The organism is Fortiea sp. LEGE XX443 (genome assembly GCF_015206815.1).
In the GTDB taxonomy this organism is placed as follows: domain Bacteria; phylum Cyanobacteriota; class Cyanobacteriia; order Cyanobacteriales; family Nostocaceae; genus Nostoc_B.
On record NZ_JADEXZ010000110.1, the window covers coordinates 1 to 13,265 of the forward strand.

Consider the following 13,265-nt stretch of genomic DNA (forward strand, 5'->3'; position numbering starts at 1 on the left):
TTACAGAAGAGAGCTTTTCTCACCTCACGGGCATCTGGGCGACTATCTATAAATTCTTGTAGTTCTGCGATGGCTACGCCCGCCGCAGGCATCGCAGGTTGTAGATGCTGATCTATCATTGTTTGTTCTTAGACAGATATATTCCTCCGTATTATCTCGTACACTTTTTCAGAAATCAAATATGATTCCTATATCTATCAGTTTATATTTCTAAAAAATGTAGATAAGTGATATTTGCTAAGGCTTTTATGCTCATATTCTAACTCTTTTTCTCGACTAACAAAGTAGCAGAGAATGATAAGGCTGAATCTAAGTTTATCTGATGTTATTTAAATTGATAAAAAATCTATTTATTGATTTTTCAGTTTTTTACACAAGAGTATTGGCAATTACAAACCAACTTTATATTAGATAAATCTTCTAGCAGAATCAACCTTCAAGTCAAGGTAATTCTCAAGTATGATGCACTGATTAGTGAACATTTGGAATTATTGCAGCATCGCCACAAAATATGAGGCAAAAAATATATGCGATCGCCAGAAAATCAAAGAACAAAAATAGTAAACAATATTCCCTCAGCAGAGAATACGTTTGATTACACAAATACTCAAAATCTCAGCAAATCTCAGCCTATGATTCAGGTACAAAACGATAACATAATTACTGATCAAGATTTACCATATAAGCGATTAATTTATGGCTTTACTCTAGTTATATTGACTGCTTTCTTATTTATTGCTGCTATTTACTATGGAATTATCAACCCCTAAACGGGTTTGACTTTTTTATTTAATAATTAGGTGTTGCATAAATGCGGGATGATTTTCTTATATTTATCTCTCAAAACCTCTTCTTCTCTACGAGACGCTGCGCGTTGGCGGAAGGATCTCGCTCAAGATCCGACTACACGTCGAATCTGGTATGCGATCGCCACAGGAAATGATTTTGAAAGTCATGATGGCATAACCGAAGAAAATCTCTACCAAAAGATTTTCGCTACTCACTTCGGTCATGTAGCAATTATTTTTCTGTGGGCATCAAGTCTTCTGTTCCACGTAGCCTAATTGAAACTCTAGTTTGGGCGCACGAATGCACGCCACTAGCTAACTTAGTTCGTTGGAAAGATAAGCCCGTTGCTCTATCTATTGTTCAAGGTTGGTTAGTTGGTTTAGCTCACTTTACTGTTGGCTACATACTTACCTATGCAGCATTTCTCATAGCCTCAACGGCTGGTAAATTTGGTTAAAAAATTTGATTTCCTTTTACCTTATACCAATTCACGAAAATCTTGATACAAATTAATGGTTTTTAATTCTTTCCCTCTGCTCCCTACCCCCTGCCCCCCTGCGACCTACTTGTATCAAACTTAAAGTGAAACGGTATTAGCCATTGTCCCCCTTTACACCATGAGTTGAAAGGGGGATTTTTGTGTAAATTAAATTTCCCAAGGCACTGCACGCAATCTTCCTTCCACCTCAACACTAGGAAATTTGGGGTCAAAAGTCAGATTTTCTAAGTTTCCATCCTGGAGAATGACAAAAGTCTCTTCAATCTTCGCGCCTGTTAAACTAGGATTCCAGGCGATCGCCATATTTTCGGTTAAACAGTTGGTTGTCAGTGGATTAGCTACAATCTCTCTGGCTAAATAGCCTGTAGTTGGTATTGAGCCGAGATACGGGAACCTTTACCCAGCAATGTAGAGGCTAATAACTATATTGTTCGCCCTGAAATTAATCAAGCGGCTCGATAACTTTGAGGCTTTGTCCTGTTCCTTGCTGCTTTAAGGCTCAAAAATACATTAGGTACAAGCGGCGGCTGATTACTGCTATAAAACAAGCCCACATTAGCAGCCACAAGAAATCCTTGGGTATTAGTTGCGCCGTGCCAAGAACTGTAGAGAGTTTCTGTTAATAGCCGTTGTTGTTTTTCCGATGGTAGATTATCCGCTGCTTCGTCGTCTTCTGTCACCAATTGGCTGACATCTGGCAACACATCCTCTGATAATAAGCCAGCCTCTGTCAAGATGATAGATTCACTCATAAAAAAGTATGGGGATAGCAGCTTAATACTATTTTGGCAGCATCATCAAATAAGGTAAAAGTTAAAGGTCAAAAGTAAAAAGAAAGATAAAATATTTCTTTTTACTTTGTTAAATTTCCTTGATATTGACTATGACTTTGGCTTGTATGTCGAAGTAACCTGTAATTCTTTCAATTGCTTGACATCCACCCCAGAAGGTGCATCTGTTAACAAGCAACGGGCTTGTTGTGTCTTGGGAAAAGCAATCACATCGCGGATAGATTCTTCCCTAGCCAGCAACATCACCAAACGATCTAAACCGTAAGCGATACCACCATGCGGCGGTGTACCATATTCAAAGGCTTCTAAGAGGAAACCGAATTTACTTTGGGCTTCTTCCGGTGACAAGCCGATGGTTTCAAACACCTGTTCTTGAATTTCTCGTTGATAAATCCGCAAACTACCACCGCCAACTTCAAAGCCGTTAAATACCAAGTCGTAAGCTTGGGCGCGGGCGGTTTTTAAGTCATGTAAATCATCGGGATGGGGTGCAGTGAATGGGTGATGTAATGCTTCTAGGCGCTTTTCGTTAGCATTCCACTCAAACATGGGGAAATCAACAATCCACAGCAAGTTAAGTTTTTCAGGATCAATTAACCCAAATTCTCTAGCAGTAAATTGCCGTAATCTATCCAAAGTTTTATTAACAGTAGCAGCATCACCAGCGCCAAACAATAGCAAATGTCCAGCTTTTGCACCAGTGCGGCGGAGAATTTCGGCTTTTTGTTCGGCTGTGAGGTTGTCTTTTATTGCACCGATGGTGTCTATTTCACCATCTTCTCTGACGCGGATATAAGCTAAACCTTTAGCTCCAGCTTCACTGGCTTCTTTGAAGATATCACCACCTGGTTTAATGCGGACATTAGAAATTTGCTCGTTACCGTTGGGGATGGGGAGGATTTTGACGATACCACCGTGAGCAACAGCATCCTTAAAGACTTTGAAACCAGAGTCTTTGAGTATGTCGGAAACATCAACTAATTCCAAACCATAACGGGTATCGGGTTTATCGCTACCGTAACGTTCCATGCCTTCAGCATAGGTAAGGCGGGGGAAGGGATGGGGTAACTCAATACCTTTAACAGCTTTGAAGATGTGACAAACTAACTTTTCGTTGAGTTCGATAATTTCTTCTTGGGACATGAAACTCATTTCCATGTCCAATTGGGTGAACTCTGGTTGTCTGTCGGCGCGTAAATCTTCATCCCGGAAGCAACGGGCAATCTGATAGTATCTGTCCATGCCGGATACCATCAAAATTTGTTTAAATAGTTGTGGTGATTGGGGTAAAGCAAACCATTCACCAGGGTTAACACGACTCGGTAAAACATAGTCCCGCGCACCTTCGGGGGTGGAACGAGTGAGGACTGGAGTTTCAATTTCAATGAAACCTTCTATATCTTCCAAATAGCGCCGCATGGCTTTGACGACTTGATGACGCAGTTGCATATTTTGCGCCATGCGATCGCGTCGTAAATCCAAATAACGGTATTTTAGTCTTAAGTCTTCCCGTACCGATTCGGTGTCAGCACTAGAAACCTGGAATGGTAGCTGCTTGCGGACTGCATTTAACAATTGAATTTTGTCCGCGTAAATTTCTACTTCACCTGTGGGGATGCGGGTATTTAGGGATTCTTCGGGACGTTGCGTTACCCTACCTATAATTTCGACGACGTATTCATTCCGCAGAGCATTGGCTGGCTCGTAAGAGTCGGGGGTGCGTTGCGGATCGCTGACAATTTGGACAGTTCCAGAGCGATCGCGTAAATCCAAGAATATCACGCCCCCATGATCGCGGCGACGGTCTACCCATCCGTACAAGGTAACAGTTTCTCCAATATCTTCTTTTCGGAGTTCGCCGCAATAGTGAGTTCGCATAGTAGTTAATCTGTTCTTCCGGGCTAGATGGGTCAATAAAAGTCAAAGCTTTCCCATTATCTAGCATCAATAGTATCTAATTGAAGAACCAATGACACAATATCTTAGCAGAAGGCTGGAGGCAGAAGGAAAACTGCCTTTTAACCTTGTTCAACTTCTAAACAAAAAACTATGCCCAAGTCTACGCTACGTTTAATGGCTTTTCTGGTAAGGCGATCGCATTTGTTACAACGGTAGTCGCTGATATAGATTTTGCGATCGCATTTTTTATACTTGGAGTCGCTGATATAGATTTTGCGATCACATTTGTTATTTTTGCGATCGCATTTTCTATACTTGGAGTCGCTGATATAGATTTTGCGTTCGCATTTGTTGTTTTTGCGAGCGGAATCATCACACCCGCATTATTAATCAGTAAATCCAGACGCAAATAATTTTTCTGAAAGTTGAGAGCGAAATTTTTAACTGATGCTAAATTCGCCAAATCAAGTTCCATCACCTTTACGTCGGCATCTTTATTCTGTTGAAGAATTTTTGCCAATGCCTTGTTTCCTTTGTCCAAATTGCGAACCGCAATGATTACAGACGCTTGTTTATTAGCTAAAACCCGCGCCGTTTCATAACCGATGCCGCTGCTCGAACCCGTTACAATTGCTAGTCTTTCTTTTTGAGGAGGAATATTTTCAGCGTCCCATTTTTCATTTTATTTACTCCTACTTAATTAATCGAATATTCGTTTAATTTACTCGAAAAAAAGAATTAATTCGTTACTGCATCCCATGCAAGTCAATTCAAACAGGTACTCATCAGGGTCAAGGTTGAGCATCGTTGCTCATTGATTGATTTGACTGCCGTTGCTATTTATCCGCTCACACAGGTCAGTCTTAGTTAACCCCTTGTCTTGAAGAGAGAAAGAGATGATTTGTAGTTAAATTTCGCCACTATCTGTGATTTCCTTATTTCCTATAAAAAACTTAGTAATTATTAGTGCAGCTATCCCCCAAACTCCAATTGTGAGGAGGACAGAGAAGGCAAATCGGACATGATCAAAGGTTTGAATGCGACTTTCGGTAATCTCTCCGTTTTGATAATAGTTTCTGGCGAATGCATATCCCAGAATGCCGTATTTGTGATTATATGGAACGTTTACATCTGCACCTTCGGTTATTCCGATTAATGTCTGCGACCCCATATAAGAAAATTTTCCTAAGAAAATGTAAGTTGATAATATCGAAGTAAATATCAACATCGTGATTGAAATTGCTTTTATATTCTTACTCATACAAAGTATTAATAGAGCAAAGCTAATTACATAAGTAGGTGAGTATAAATTAAAGCTCACTATCTAATAAAATGTAAACTTCTCTGAAAGACTTATTCCGTCTTTTCGAGCGATCCGCACTGCGTGCATCTACATGGACTATTCCCAACTCCCTTGTCATAACGATAAATTTTTCCACCTACTTAATGGATAAGACTTTTAGTTTAATAATTTAGTTGCAGACTTATAAATATTTGCGTTCGCAATGTGGTTTTCGGGGTAAATGAGCAATTTTTACCAACGATAGTTACAAGTGAGCTTCAATGAAGAAATTGCCGCTCAACTAAGTATAAAGCAACTAACCATTTATTAGCTGCAATAACAGTAAGGCTTTTCAATCATGGACATATAAATGAAGCGATCGCTTCATTTATATGTTATCTCTGAGTATTAAGTGCAGACCATACCCCTACTTGGTAATAACGTAGCAAACATAAGCAAGTTTTATCAGCCAACGAAATTACAAGGGTTGTAGCGATTGGGATTGATAAGTAGAAATTGATGGCCCCTTGAGAGCGCGGTGGTGTCACCTACGAAGATACAATACTTTTGGCTATGAATTACACGATTTTATGGTTTGGCATAGGAAATACACGCAGGTTTAGACTGCTTCGCAACGCCCTATCGTCGGCTTTAGCCCAGTAGACGGTAAGGTCTTTTTGTGCCAGTTAGTTTAAGACTTTATTTTAAATTTCAAGACTTTGTTTTAAATTTTGGAACTTTATTCTAAATGTACAAGAAGCGAAAGGCTGTTTCGGTGATTGGGTTTTAGATTCTATACCGTCTTCTATACCAGCATCTAAACTGTATGCTGGGGTAGTGTTACAGCTTATGCCCTGAGAGCTTTTTTACTCTTGTTGTTTACTTTGTGGAAATTAAAAACACACCCCAAGATAATAACCTCGTTCGTCTTTAGCTAGTAATGAAGAAGTGCTAAAGTGTATTGATGTAGAGCGAGAAAAAATTAACGAATTTTATCGAGAGATTGATAAATTTCCAGGTAAGCTTAATAACCCTTATGATCTATCAGTATTTCTCTCTGAGAAAGAAGATTCCAAGGTTGAAGCATGGCAAAAAGCCTTGGTTGAACTTCATGATCTTTGCTTTGATTTGGGGGCTGCTGATTGGATGTGAAAGTATCAGTGAGCAATCCCCCGCACCGAGTAGTTCAGTGGCAGGAGAACCTACAGATCCTCCCTCAGCTAGTCTATTCCCAGTACCAGACGAGGAGCATTCTAATTATGATGCGGTTATTCTTCTTCGTGCAGAGAAAGCTCTGAAAGAAGCTGCAAATAATCTCAAACCTGGACAAATTGCCTTTAATGTTCCGGAAGATATGCAAGTTGCAGAAACTAACGTGGTTGAAGTGCGCGTTAGTGATGATTTGAAGCGCGACTTAAAACAAGGATTGATCGGGAAAATTGATACTGCTCAGATTAAGGTAAGTTCCTTTATGAAGGCGCGTTTAGAAGGAACCAGCTTTACTATCAAACCTTTAGACGAAGAAAATCGAGCTTTACCAGAAGGAACTGTTGCAAAGTGGCGCTGGAATGTTACTCCCAATGAATCGGGCGAACAAAAGCTGTTTCTTGTTCTCTATGCCCGCATTAAAATTCCAGATCAACAAACAGATGAATTAGTAGATTTAAAAACCTTTGATCATACTATCAAGGTTGCAGTTAACCCTGTTGGCTGGTTAGGACAGAATGGAACAGGAATTATAGAAACTACCATTGCCCTTAGTGGTGCAGGATTCTTTACTTTTCTCGTTGCCAGATGGAAATGGATTAAAAATCGATTGCAGAAAAAAACGCCTAAAGCATAGAATAACTTCTGATGATTACGCTGGTGAGTTTTTTCATCAAATTTGGGCAACCAATTTTGGGGATAACGTTCTCTTGATTTTTTAGGCATGGACTGGTTCTAAAAACTGCGGAACGCAACTCAAGAATAGTAACGAGCTTACTTAAAAAAATAACTAAAAATCACCTAAAAATTCAGACTAATTTAATTCAAGCTAGAACGGTAAAATTAACTTGAGAGGCAGATTAAAAGCTTAATTACGTTAGTCAAAAAGAAAACTAAAACGAACTTTCCACGTTTGCAAGATACCTCTAGTAATACCAATTTGAAGAATGATCGCTACAGATGTAGGTTGGGTTGAGGGACGAAACCCAACACCTTAAAACCTTGTAGATGTTGGGTTTCACTTCGTACCCTTCTCCTGACGGAGACGCTACGCGAACGGGAAGCAAGCTACTACCCAACCTACGCATCTGTCGCATTCTTTTTTTAAATTGGTATAAGATTTACCACGCTAGTATATAACTATTTTTTATAACAAAGAAGTTGCTGCACTAGTTGTCCTCGAAGCTTTTTATCTTGAATAACTTGAGCCACAACCAAAGCTTGATTATAATCACCAATTTTTGCTTTTAATAAAGCAATTTTTTCTAAAGAACTGGCTCTATCACCATCATCATCTACTACTGTAATATCTGGTGGGTTGCCAAAAGTTAAAACCCGTGATTCTGGGCTAGAGATAGTTTTAGCTGCGGCAAAAGCTAAGTCTGAAACTTGTTTTACTGACTGGATTTTTTGAGCGCGAAGATATGTTTCCGCTATACTTATTAACCCTCTAGTTTTATTTTCAGGGTTTTTGGTATTTTTAGACAGTATATTAACAATCTCACTAGCATCATTACCATTTTCGATAACTAATTTAGCTAACTCTGGCAGCTTATAATCTCGTGTTGTTGTAGGTATAGCTTGTATAATCTGCAAAGCAGCATTATATTGTTTAGCTGCAATAAAAGGCTCTGACATTCTTTGTAAAAGATTATCACGCACTGAGGAGTCTTTCTCTGTTTGAACTGCCTGTATTGCTTCGGCTAACAATTTCTTGGCTTGCGGTTGATTACCAATTTTAAGAAATGCCTGTGCAACACTCGCCAAAGCAAAAGCACGCTGTTGTGGTGCTAATTTCCTCGCCTCAGCAGTTGCTTGATTTAACAGTTTATCTGTTTGTGCAGTTTTACCAAATGCAGTAGCAACTAAGGCTAGTGTTTGCACTTTATCAAGTGAATTACCAGAGTTATTAATCTGCTGAACTATAGACAAAGCGCGTTCTAGTTGTTTGTTTTGGGCATAACCTTCAGCGACTTTTTGCAATAAGCGATTGCGCTGGTCAATATCGGCTTCACCCAAATTTTGAGCAATCTGCAAGGGTAATTCAATATTTCTGGCTTTAATTGCTGCATCGGCAATTCGTGACAGCCAATCTTCTCTACCCATGAAATCATTTCGTTTTGTCTTACTTACTAAGTCAAAAGCAAGTTTGTATTGTTTTTCAGCTAGAGAGTTTGCCAAAATATTTTGCAAAAAACCGACATTATCTATAGCCTCTGGTGTTTGAATTAAAGGAGTAAGTTCAGTGATAATTTGCTCAACTTTTTGTAACTGTCCTGCTTTACTATATTCGTTTGCAATGATTCCCAAAGTTAGGGCTTTTTGTTCTACATTTTGTAATTGTTGTACTGCTTTATAAGCTGCATCTCTCTGTCCACCTTTAGCATATGTTTGAATCAGTGGTGCTTGAAGGTAAACTGCATTACTATCATTACCAGTTGCTTGCAGGGCTGCGGCAAAATTTTGGTCAGATAGCTGCTGTTGGCCTTTATTACCAGCGGCGAGAGCAATTTCTACGAAGCTTCTACCTTTAAACTCTGGTGTTTCTATATTTTGTGCTAATTTTTGGGCTGCTTCTAGTTGGTTTTTCTGAGTTAATTGCTTAACAACTTCAAATCTAATTTTGGAACGGTAGTAAGGATCAGATATTGACGTAACTAGTTGTAAAGCACGTTCAATTTTACCTAATTGAGCGTAAGTAACAGCAATCGTTTCTAATACCAAAACTCGACGAATTGGTTCTTGAGGTTGAATTTGTTGGGCAAACTGAAGCGACTGCGCCAAAATTTGTTCTGCTTCCACTGTTTGTTTAAGTGCTAAGTATTCCTGAGCAATAGGAGTTAAAGCTTTAGTTTGAAATTCTGCACCTTTAATAAACTGACTAGTGGTTAATGCTTGTGTCAACAATGATAAAGCTTGCTGTTGTTCGCCAATTATCCGAAAATAATTAGCTATTCTGGTTAAACTTTGAGTTTTTGCAACACTGTAACCACTATTTAAACTCTGGGTTAAGCTTGTTAACGATGTCAACAATTGGCGTAGCTGTGGTTTTTGACTAGGTTCAATTTGTTGCGCTAATCTTCCTAAGAGTGACTCTTGGGGTAAGTAACTATCGACAAGCTGACTGAGAAAAGTTCTTGTTACTGTTGGATTTTGGGCTTTTAGAGCAATTTGTATAGCTTGGTTAATACGCGAAATTGCTTGTTCATTTTTACCAGCAGGAATATCTTGTTCAAAATCCGACACAAGTATATTAATTTGAATTTGGGTATCTTGCTGCTGCCGTTGTTGACAAGTGGTAGTTTGGGCTAATGTCGGCGATAAAAATATAAAACTAACAGTATCTAACAAAGTTAAAAGTGATAAGGTTACAATAAAAACCTGGGAAGAATATTTTTGCATACAAAAGATTGTGCTGTTTTAGTCAAGTCTTCTTTTTGTCATACAAGCTATCTTGCGGTTATTACGTAAAAATCATAAAAGACTTAATTTATCGAACCTCAGAGGGGGTGGGGTGCAGAGGAGAAATTATTTGTATCATTCATTTGGTGAAATGGTATGACTCCCCCACCGGAAACCGCCGCATCATCTCCCGCAACTCCACAGCCTCCCCATCCGGCGTATAAACGACCCCACCCGACATTGCCAGTACAATCCGCTGCTTCCTCGCTCACTGAAACCAAGCATTAACATCTGCTGTTACAGTATTCTTGCCCTTGGCTCCACTCTTGCAGGAATTGATAAACAGGCCAGTGGGGTTATCGCACCAGTCTTCAGCGAAGGCATCCTTCACCTTAGCGATCGCCCCGGTCGCCCCGGATACATTATTCCAATATTTCTTGACCACACCCAAGCACGGCTGCGGATTTATTCGCAACCGCCTCAACTCGTTGCAAACATAAGCAAATTTAATCAGCCAACGAAATAATGCGGGTTGTAGCGTTTGTGCTGTCGGGCAGATTGATAAGTCTGGGTTAAGGGTGTGTCATCGCTGAGGAGAGAATAGGCCAGCACAACCTGCACAATCCAACGACAAAAATCCATTACCCACTGCATGAACGGCTCACCATCAAAGCCACCATCCACCCAAATAGTTGTCAAACGCGATACCTGCTCATGAGACTGTTTCACGCGTTTTAGTGCAGGATAATGGCGCGGGGATGAAAGAGGAGCAATGCTTAGAAATATTTGAACGCTATTCTAGAGGCGATCGCTCTCGTTATACTGGTATTGGTTTAGGATTATACCTCTATCGCCAAATTATCACAGCACATGGTGGACAAATTGGAGTCCATAGTAGTCCGGGTAACGGTATAAAGGTAAACGCCTCTCACCAGCTACGAGTGTCAAAGCTGGATGTAAACCTCTCGACCACAACGCTTCTGCACTTGCACCCGCTAACTGATATTTTGTCCAAGTAGGTTGGGCAGCTTGTAGCACTTCTGTCATCGCTGCGCTGGCTTGTTGTCCGATGTGACGATATCTTTCTAACTCAGTTGGCAATAATACCCACTTGTATTGTTGTAGAGAGTGGGGTATAGGTTGTTCTTGTGAAGTTAAGTTATTGCAGACATCGCTAATAACTATACCCCCATCTGTAGCTTCACGGACAAAAGCCTCACGAGCCGCAGCATCAGCCCAATGGTTAATATGCAGCTTCAAATTGCTGGGTAATTCCTCATCTTTGAGACGTTGGGCTTCAATTTCATCCGTCAACACCCACGCATCTTGTCCAGTCACTAACAATTCCGCTACTCCAGTTTCAGCAGTCAGCAATACAGTATTGGAAGCGCCACCAGTAGCCCAAGCAAACCAATCTGTACCACGTAGACGCACACCCCCAACCTCAGTTTGAGAGATAGTTTCCCTGATAAATCTTAGTTTCGTTGAGACTTCTTCGCTCATAGGAAGAACATATGATAGATACAGATAATTATCAAATTCATCTGCATCTGTCTGCGTCTGTCTGAGGTAGCGATCGCTATTACCACTGGATTACTCAACAATCCTGATATAACAGTGTTGGCTGCTGTTTACTGAATGCAAATATGAATTAGCCTCATTCAGAGGCACATCCCGCGAAAGCGGAACTCGCAGACTAGAAGCAAAAGAAGAAAGAGTCTGTTGAATAGGTGGGACATAGATTAAGCTTTTAGTAAGACGACCAACTAGAATGGGGCGTAAAATATGAGACTTTCTGAATTAATTCCTGCGATTCTTAAACTTTCTCCAACTGATAAGTTAGAGTTATTCTGTATCCTCAAAGCAGAACTGGATACCAATGAGGATATTTCACCGCTAGAACCTTTCAAAACCTATGATTTACCAACTCCTTATAATTCGTTTGGTGCTGGTGCAGTTCTTATGGAAGCGGTGAATATCACCAATGAGGAATGACGGGTATGCGCTTCAGATATTCCACCACTGACTCATCCCAAAACGAGTTTGATAGTTTACCACGAATTCCATTGATTCTGCGTCGAGGAGACAAGAGTGTTGAGGCTTTTGGATTAGTTGATAGTGGTGCAACTGTTAGTGTATTACCCTATGAAATTGGTATTCAGTTAGGTGCTATTTGGGAAGATAGTAAAGCGATTATTCAACTCGCTGGTAATTTAAGTAATCAATCAGCAATGCCATTTTTTGCTCATGCTGAAATAGGTGATTATTCTCCAGTCCGTTTAGCGTTTGCTTGGGTGAGGCAGCCAAACATACCTTTGATTTTGGGACAGACTAACTTTTTTCTAGAATTTGATGTTTGTTTCTACCGTTCTAAATCTGAGTTTGAGGTAGTCCCACGCCAATAAAATTATTAAATGATTAATAAAAAATAGAAAAGGCGGTGTTTACATTATGCCTTTTCTAATAACATATAAATCGAATGGCAGCTTTATATCATAATTACGCTGTTGTACTATTAACTATTAGATTATCTAATTTGCCTACAACTTTATCTTGCCATGCTTTTTCAATCTGACTGTTTAATAAGTCATGTAAATGCCGTTGTTCAACAGCATCAAGCCATCTTTGAAACCTCAAGATTACATCATTGCGAAATCCTGAACCTTGAAGAAACATACACTCATCCCAAATAGAAGACTTGATCAGGGTAGGTCTGAAAATTTGTTCACTAATTTGCCCTGAATAAGTAAGGAATTCTTGATGCCATTCATCCCAATTTGCTAATATTTGATTTATTAAGCCTTCTGCGTATGCTTTGACTAGAGAATCTCCACTCAAATTTTTGAGTATTCCTTTCAATTCGTGGAAAATGCCCACAGTAGCGTTCCATGCAACAGACTTAGAACCATTAGCCAGGAGAAAATAGACATCAAATTCGTCTAAGGTTCCATTACGACGTATAGTTGCTCGTATTGTACCTGAATGAGTCTTTCGCATTTCTGGTATTAGCACCCTGTAATGAATCCTACTACCAAAAGAGAGAGGTTTTTTACGGTAATCATTCAAGAAAATTTCCAATGATTTGCTAACTTTTTCGTATGCTTCCCGCGCATTTTTTTCCTTTTGATTTCTAATCAAAATATTGATTGCATTAACTGAACTAGAAAGGCGCTGAACATAGGTATAACGTAATATATAGGACTAGTATTTGATTTCTGAAAAAGCTCCGTACATCTGGAGAGAGAGAAAATCAAAGGTAGTGTTTCGGAGAAACCACTCAAACATCCACTTTAAATGAGAGAATGTTGGAATTAAAGCGCAAAAACGTCTAACCCAGGTTTTTGCTTGTAACCAAATATCTTCTATAGGATTTTGGGATGGGCAGTTAGGAGCAAAG

At 39.7% G+C, this 13,265-nt stretch carries 16 protein-coding genes and 3 pseudogenes; 8 read left to right on the plus strand and 11 right to left on the minus strand.

The features are described from left to right. The first annotated feature begins 527 nt into the window (after positions 1-527). From IQ259_RS25270 to IQ259_RS25280, 3 genes and pseudogenes are all read left to right on the plus strand, one after another. Positions 528-770 (plus strand): hypothetical protein, encoded by a 243-nt coding sequence (locus IQ259_RS25270; RefSeq protein ID WP_193888759.1) that lies wholly within the window; start codon positions 528-530, stop codon positions 768-770. Between the two features lie 48 nt (positions 771-818). Next, a pseudogene (locus IQ259_RS25275) lies at positions 819-1,061 on the plus strand (hypothetical protein); the annotation flags it as partial. Beyond that, positions 1,055-1,246, plus strand: a pseudogene (locus IQ259_RS25280) (hypothetical protein); the annotation flags it as partial. The pseudogenes IQ259_RS25275 and IQ259_RS25280, both read left to right, overlap by 7 nt. 189 nt (positions 1,247-1,435) lie before the next feature. Here IQ259_RS25280 and IQ259_RS25285 read toward each other — a convergent pair. The 5 genes from IQ259_RS25285 to IQ259_RS25305 all read right to left on the minus strand — a co-directional run bounded on the left by IQ259_RS25285 (position 1,436) and on the right by IQ259_RS25305 (position 5,239). Beyond that, positions 1,436-1,591: a hypothetical protein gene (locus tag IQ259_RS25285; RefSeq protein ID WP_228014769.1), complete on the minus strand. Its 156-nt coding sequence runs from the start codon at positions 1,589-1,591 to the stop codon at positions 1,436-1,438. Positions 1,592-1,734: 143 nt separating this feature from the next. Beyond that, positions 1,735-2,040: a hypothetical protein gene (locus IQ259_RS25290; protein ID WP_193888760.1), complete on the minus strand. Its 306-nt coding sequence runs from the start codon at positions 2,038-2,040 to the stop codon at positions 1,735-1,737. A 129-nt stretch (positions 2,041-2,169) separates the two neighbouring features. Beyond that, positions 2,170-3,957 carry an aspartate--tRNA ligase gene (gene aspS / locus IQ259_RS25295; RefSeq protein ID WP_193888761.1) on the minus strand — a complete coding sequence of 596 codons (1,788 nt, stop codon included), beginning with the start codon at positions 3,955-3,957 and terminating at the stop codon, positions 2,170-2,172. A 181-nt stretch (positions 3,958-4,138) separates the two neighbouring features. After that, positions 4,139-4,636: an SDR family NAD(P)-dependent oxidoreductase gene (locus IQ259_RS27370; protein WP_339383827.1), complete on the minus strand. Its 498-nt coding sequence runs from the start codon at positions 4,634-4,636 to the stop codon at positions 4,139-4,141. 249 nt (positions 4,637-4,885) lie between these two features. Further along, positions 4,886-5,239, minus strand: coding sequence for a hypothetical protein (locus IQ259_RS25305; RefSeq protein WP_193888762.1), 354 nt, complete (start codon positions 5,237-5,239; stop codon positions 4,886-4,888). A gap of 969 nt (positions 5,240-6,208) precedes the next feature. Here IQ259_RS25305 and IQ259_RS25310 point away from each other — a divergent pair. Further along, positions 6,209-6,412, plus strand: coding sequence for a hypothetical protein (locus IQ259_RS25310; protein WP_193888763.1), 204 nt, complete (start codon positions 6,209-6,211; stop codon positions 6,410-6,412). 37 nt (positions 6,413-6,449) lie between these two features. Next, on the plus strand, positions 6,450-7,103 hold the full coding sequence (locus IQ259_RS25315) for a hypothetical protein (RefSeq protein WP_228014770.1): 654 nt from the start codon (positions 6,450-6,452) through the stop codon (positions 7,101-7,103). A 503-nt stretch (positions 7,104-7,606) separates the two neighbouring features. Here the strand turns inward: IQ259_RS25315 and IQ259_RS25320 are convergent. The 4 genes from IQ259_RS25320 to IQ259_RS27380 all read right to left on the minus strand — a co-directional run bounded on the left by IQ259_RS25320 (position 7,607) and on the right by IQ259_RS27380 (position 10,597). Further along, positions 7,607-9,868 carry a lipopolysaccharide assembly protein LapB gene (locus tag IQ259_RS25320; protein ID WP_193888765.1) on the minus strand — a complete coding sequence of 754 codons (2,262 nt, stop codon included), beginning with the start codon at positions 9,866-9,868 and terminating at the stop codon, positions 7,607-7,609. Between the two features lie 98 nt (positions 9,869-9,966). After that, a complete protein-coding gene (locus IQ259_RS25325; RefSeq protein ID WP_228014771.1) occupies positions 9,967-10,149 on the minus strand; it encodes a hypothetical protein in 183 nt (60 codons plus the stop codon). Continuing rightward, positions 10,137-10,343 carry a hypothetical protein gene (locus tag IQ259_RS27375; protein WP_228014772.1) on the minus strand — a complete coding sequence of 69 codons (207 nt, stop codon included), beginning with the start codon at positions 10,341-10,343 and terminating at the stop codon, positions 10,137-10,139. The genes IQ259_RS25325 and IQ259_RS27375 overlap by 13 nt, the downstream gene beginning before the upstream one ends. A gap of 35 nt (positions 10,344-10,378) precedes the next feature. After that, positions 10,379-10,597, minus strand: coding sequence for a hypothetical protein (locus IQ259_RS27380; protein ID WP_228014774.1), 219 nt, complete (start codon positions 10,595-10,597; stop codon positions 10,379-10,381). Between the two features lie 29 nt (positions 10,598-10,626). Between IQ259_RS27380 and IQ259_RS25335 the strand changes: the two genes are divergently transcribed. The 3 genes from IQ259_RS25335 to IQ259_RS25350 all read left to right on the plus strand — a co-directional run bounded on the left by IQ259_RS25335 (position 10,627) and on the right by IQ259_RS25350 (position 12,273). Continuing rightward, positions 10,627-10,887 (plus strand): HAMP domain-containing sensor histidine kinase, encoded by a 261-nt coding sequence (locus IQ259_RS25335; protein WP_193888769.1) that lies wholly within the window; start codon positions 10,627-10,629, stop codon positions 10,885-10,887. 766 nt (positions 10,888-11,653) lie between these two features. Continuing rightward, a complete protein-coding gene (locus IQ259_RS25345) occupies positions 11,654-11,863 on the plus strand; it encodes a hypothetical protein (protein ID WP_193888766.1) in 210 nt (69 codons plus the stop codon). A gap of 5 nt (positions 11,864-11,868) precedes the next feature. Further along, on the plus strand, positions 11,869-12,273 hold the full coding sequence (locus tag IQ259_RS25350) for a hypothetical protein (protein ID WP_193888767.1): 405 nt from the start codon (positions 11,869-11,871) through the stop codon (positions 12,271-12,273). Positions 12,274-12,367: 94 nt separating this feature from the next. Here the strand turns inward: IQ259_RS25350 and IQ259_RS25355 are convergent, their stop codons facing one another. Both IQ259_RS25355 and IQ259_RS25360 read right to left on the minus strand, forming a co-directional pair. Then, on the minus strand, positions 12,368-12,865 hold the full coding sequence (locus IQ259_RS25355; RefSeq protein ID WP_193888768.1) for a hypothetical protein: 498 nt from the start codon (positions 12,863-12,865) through the stop codon (positions 12,368-12,370). A gap of 204 nt (positions 12,866-13,069) precedes the next feature. Next, a pseudogene (locus IQ259_RS25360) lies at positions 13,070-13,265 on the minus strand (IS630 family transposase); the annotation flags it as partial.

What these genes read in the sequence shown, in the direction of transcription:
- IQ259_RS25350 (WP_193888767.1), top strand. Translation starts at nt 11,869, where the DNA reads ATGCGCTTCAGATATTCCACCACTGACTCATCCCAAAACGAGTTTGAT.
- IQ259_RS25320 (WP_193888765.1), bottom strand. Translation starts at nt 9,868, where the DNA reads ATGCAAAAATATTCTTCCCAGGTTTTTATTGTAACCTTATCACTTTTA.
- IQ259_RS25290 (WP_193888760.1), bottom strand. Translation starts at nt 2,040, where the DNA reads ATGAGTGAATCTATCATCTTGACAGAGGCTGGCTTATTATCAGAGGAT.
- aspS (WP_193888761.1), bottom strand. Translation starts at nt 3,957, where the DNA reads ATGCGAACTCACTATTGCGGCGAACTCCGAAAAGAAGATATTGGAGAA.
- IQ259_RS25335 (WP_193888769.1), top strand. Translation starts at nt 10,627, where the DNA reads ATGAAAGAGGAGCAATGCTTAGAAATATTTGAACGCTATTCTAGAGGC.
- IQ259_RS25305 (WP_193888762.1), bottom strand. Translation starts at nt 5,239, where the DNA reads ATGAGTAAGAATATAAAAGCAATTTCAATCACGATGTTGATATTTACT.
- IQ259_RS25270 (WP_193888759.1), top strand. Translation starts at nt 528, where the DNA reads ATGCGATCGCCAGAAAATCAAAGAACAAAAATAGTAAACAATATTCCC.
- IQ259_RS25355 (WP_193888768.1), bottom strand. Translation starts at nt 12,865, where the DNA reads ATGCGAAAGACTCATTCAGGTACAATACGAGCAACTATACGTCGTAAT.
- IQ259_RS25285 (WP_228014769.1), bottom strand. Translation starts at nt 1,591, where the DNA reads ATGGCGATCGCCTGGAATCCTAGTTTAACAGGCGCGAAGATTGAAGAG.
- IQ259_RS25345 (WP_193888766.1), top strand. Translation starts at nt 11,654, where the DNA reads ATGAGACTTTCTGAATTAATTCCTGCGATTCTTAAACTTTCTCCAACT.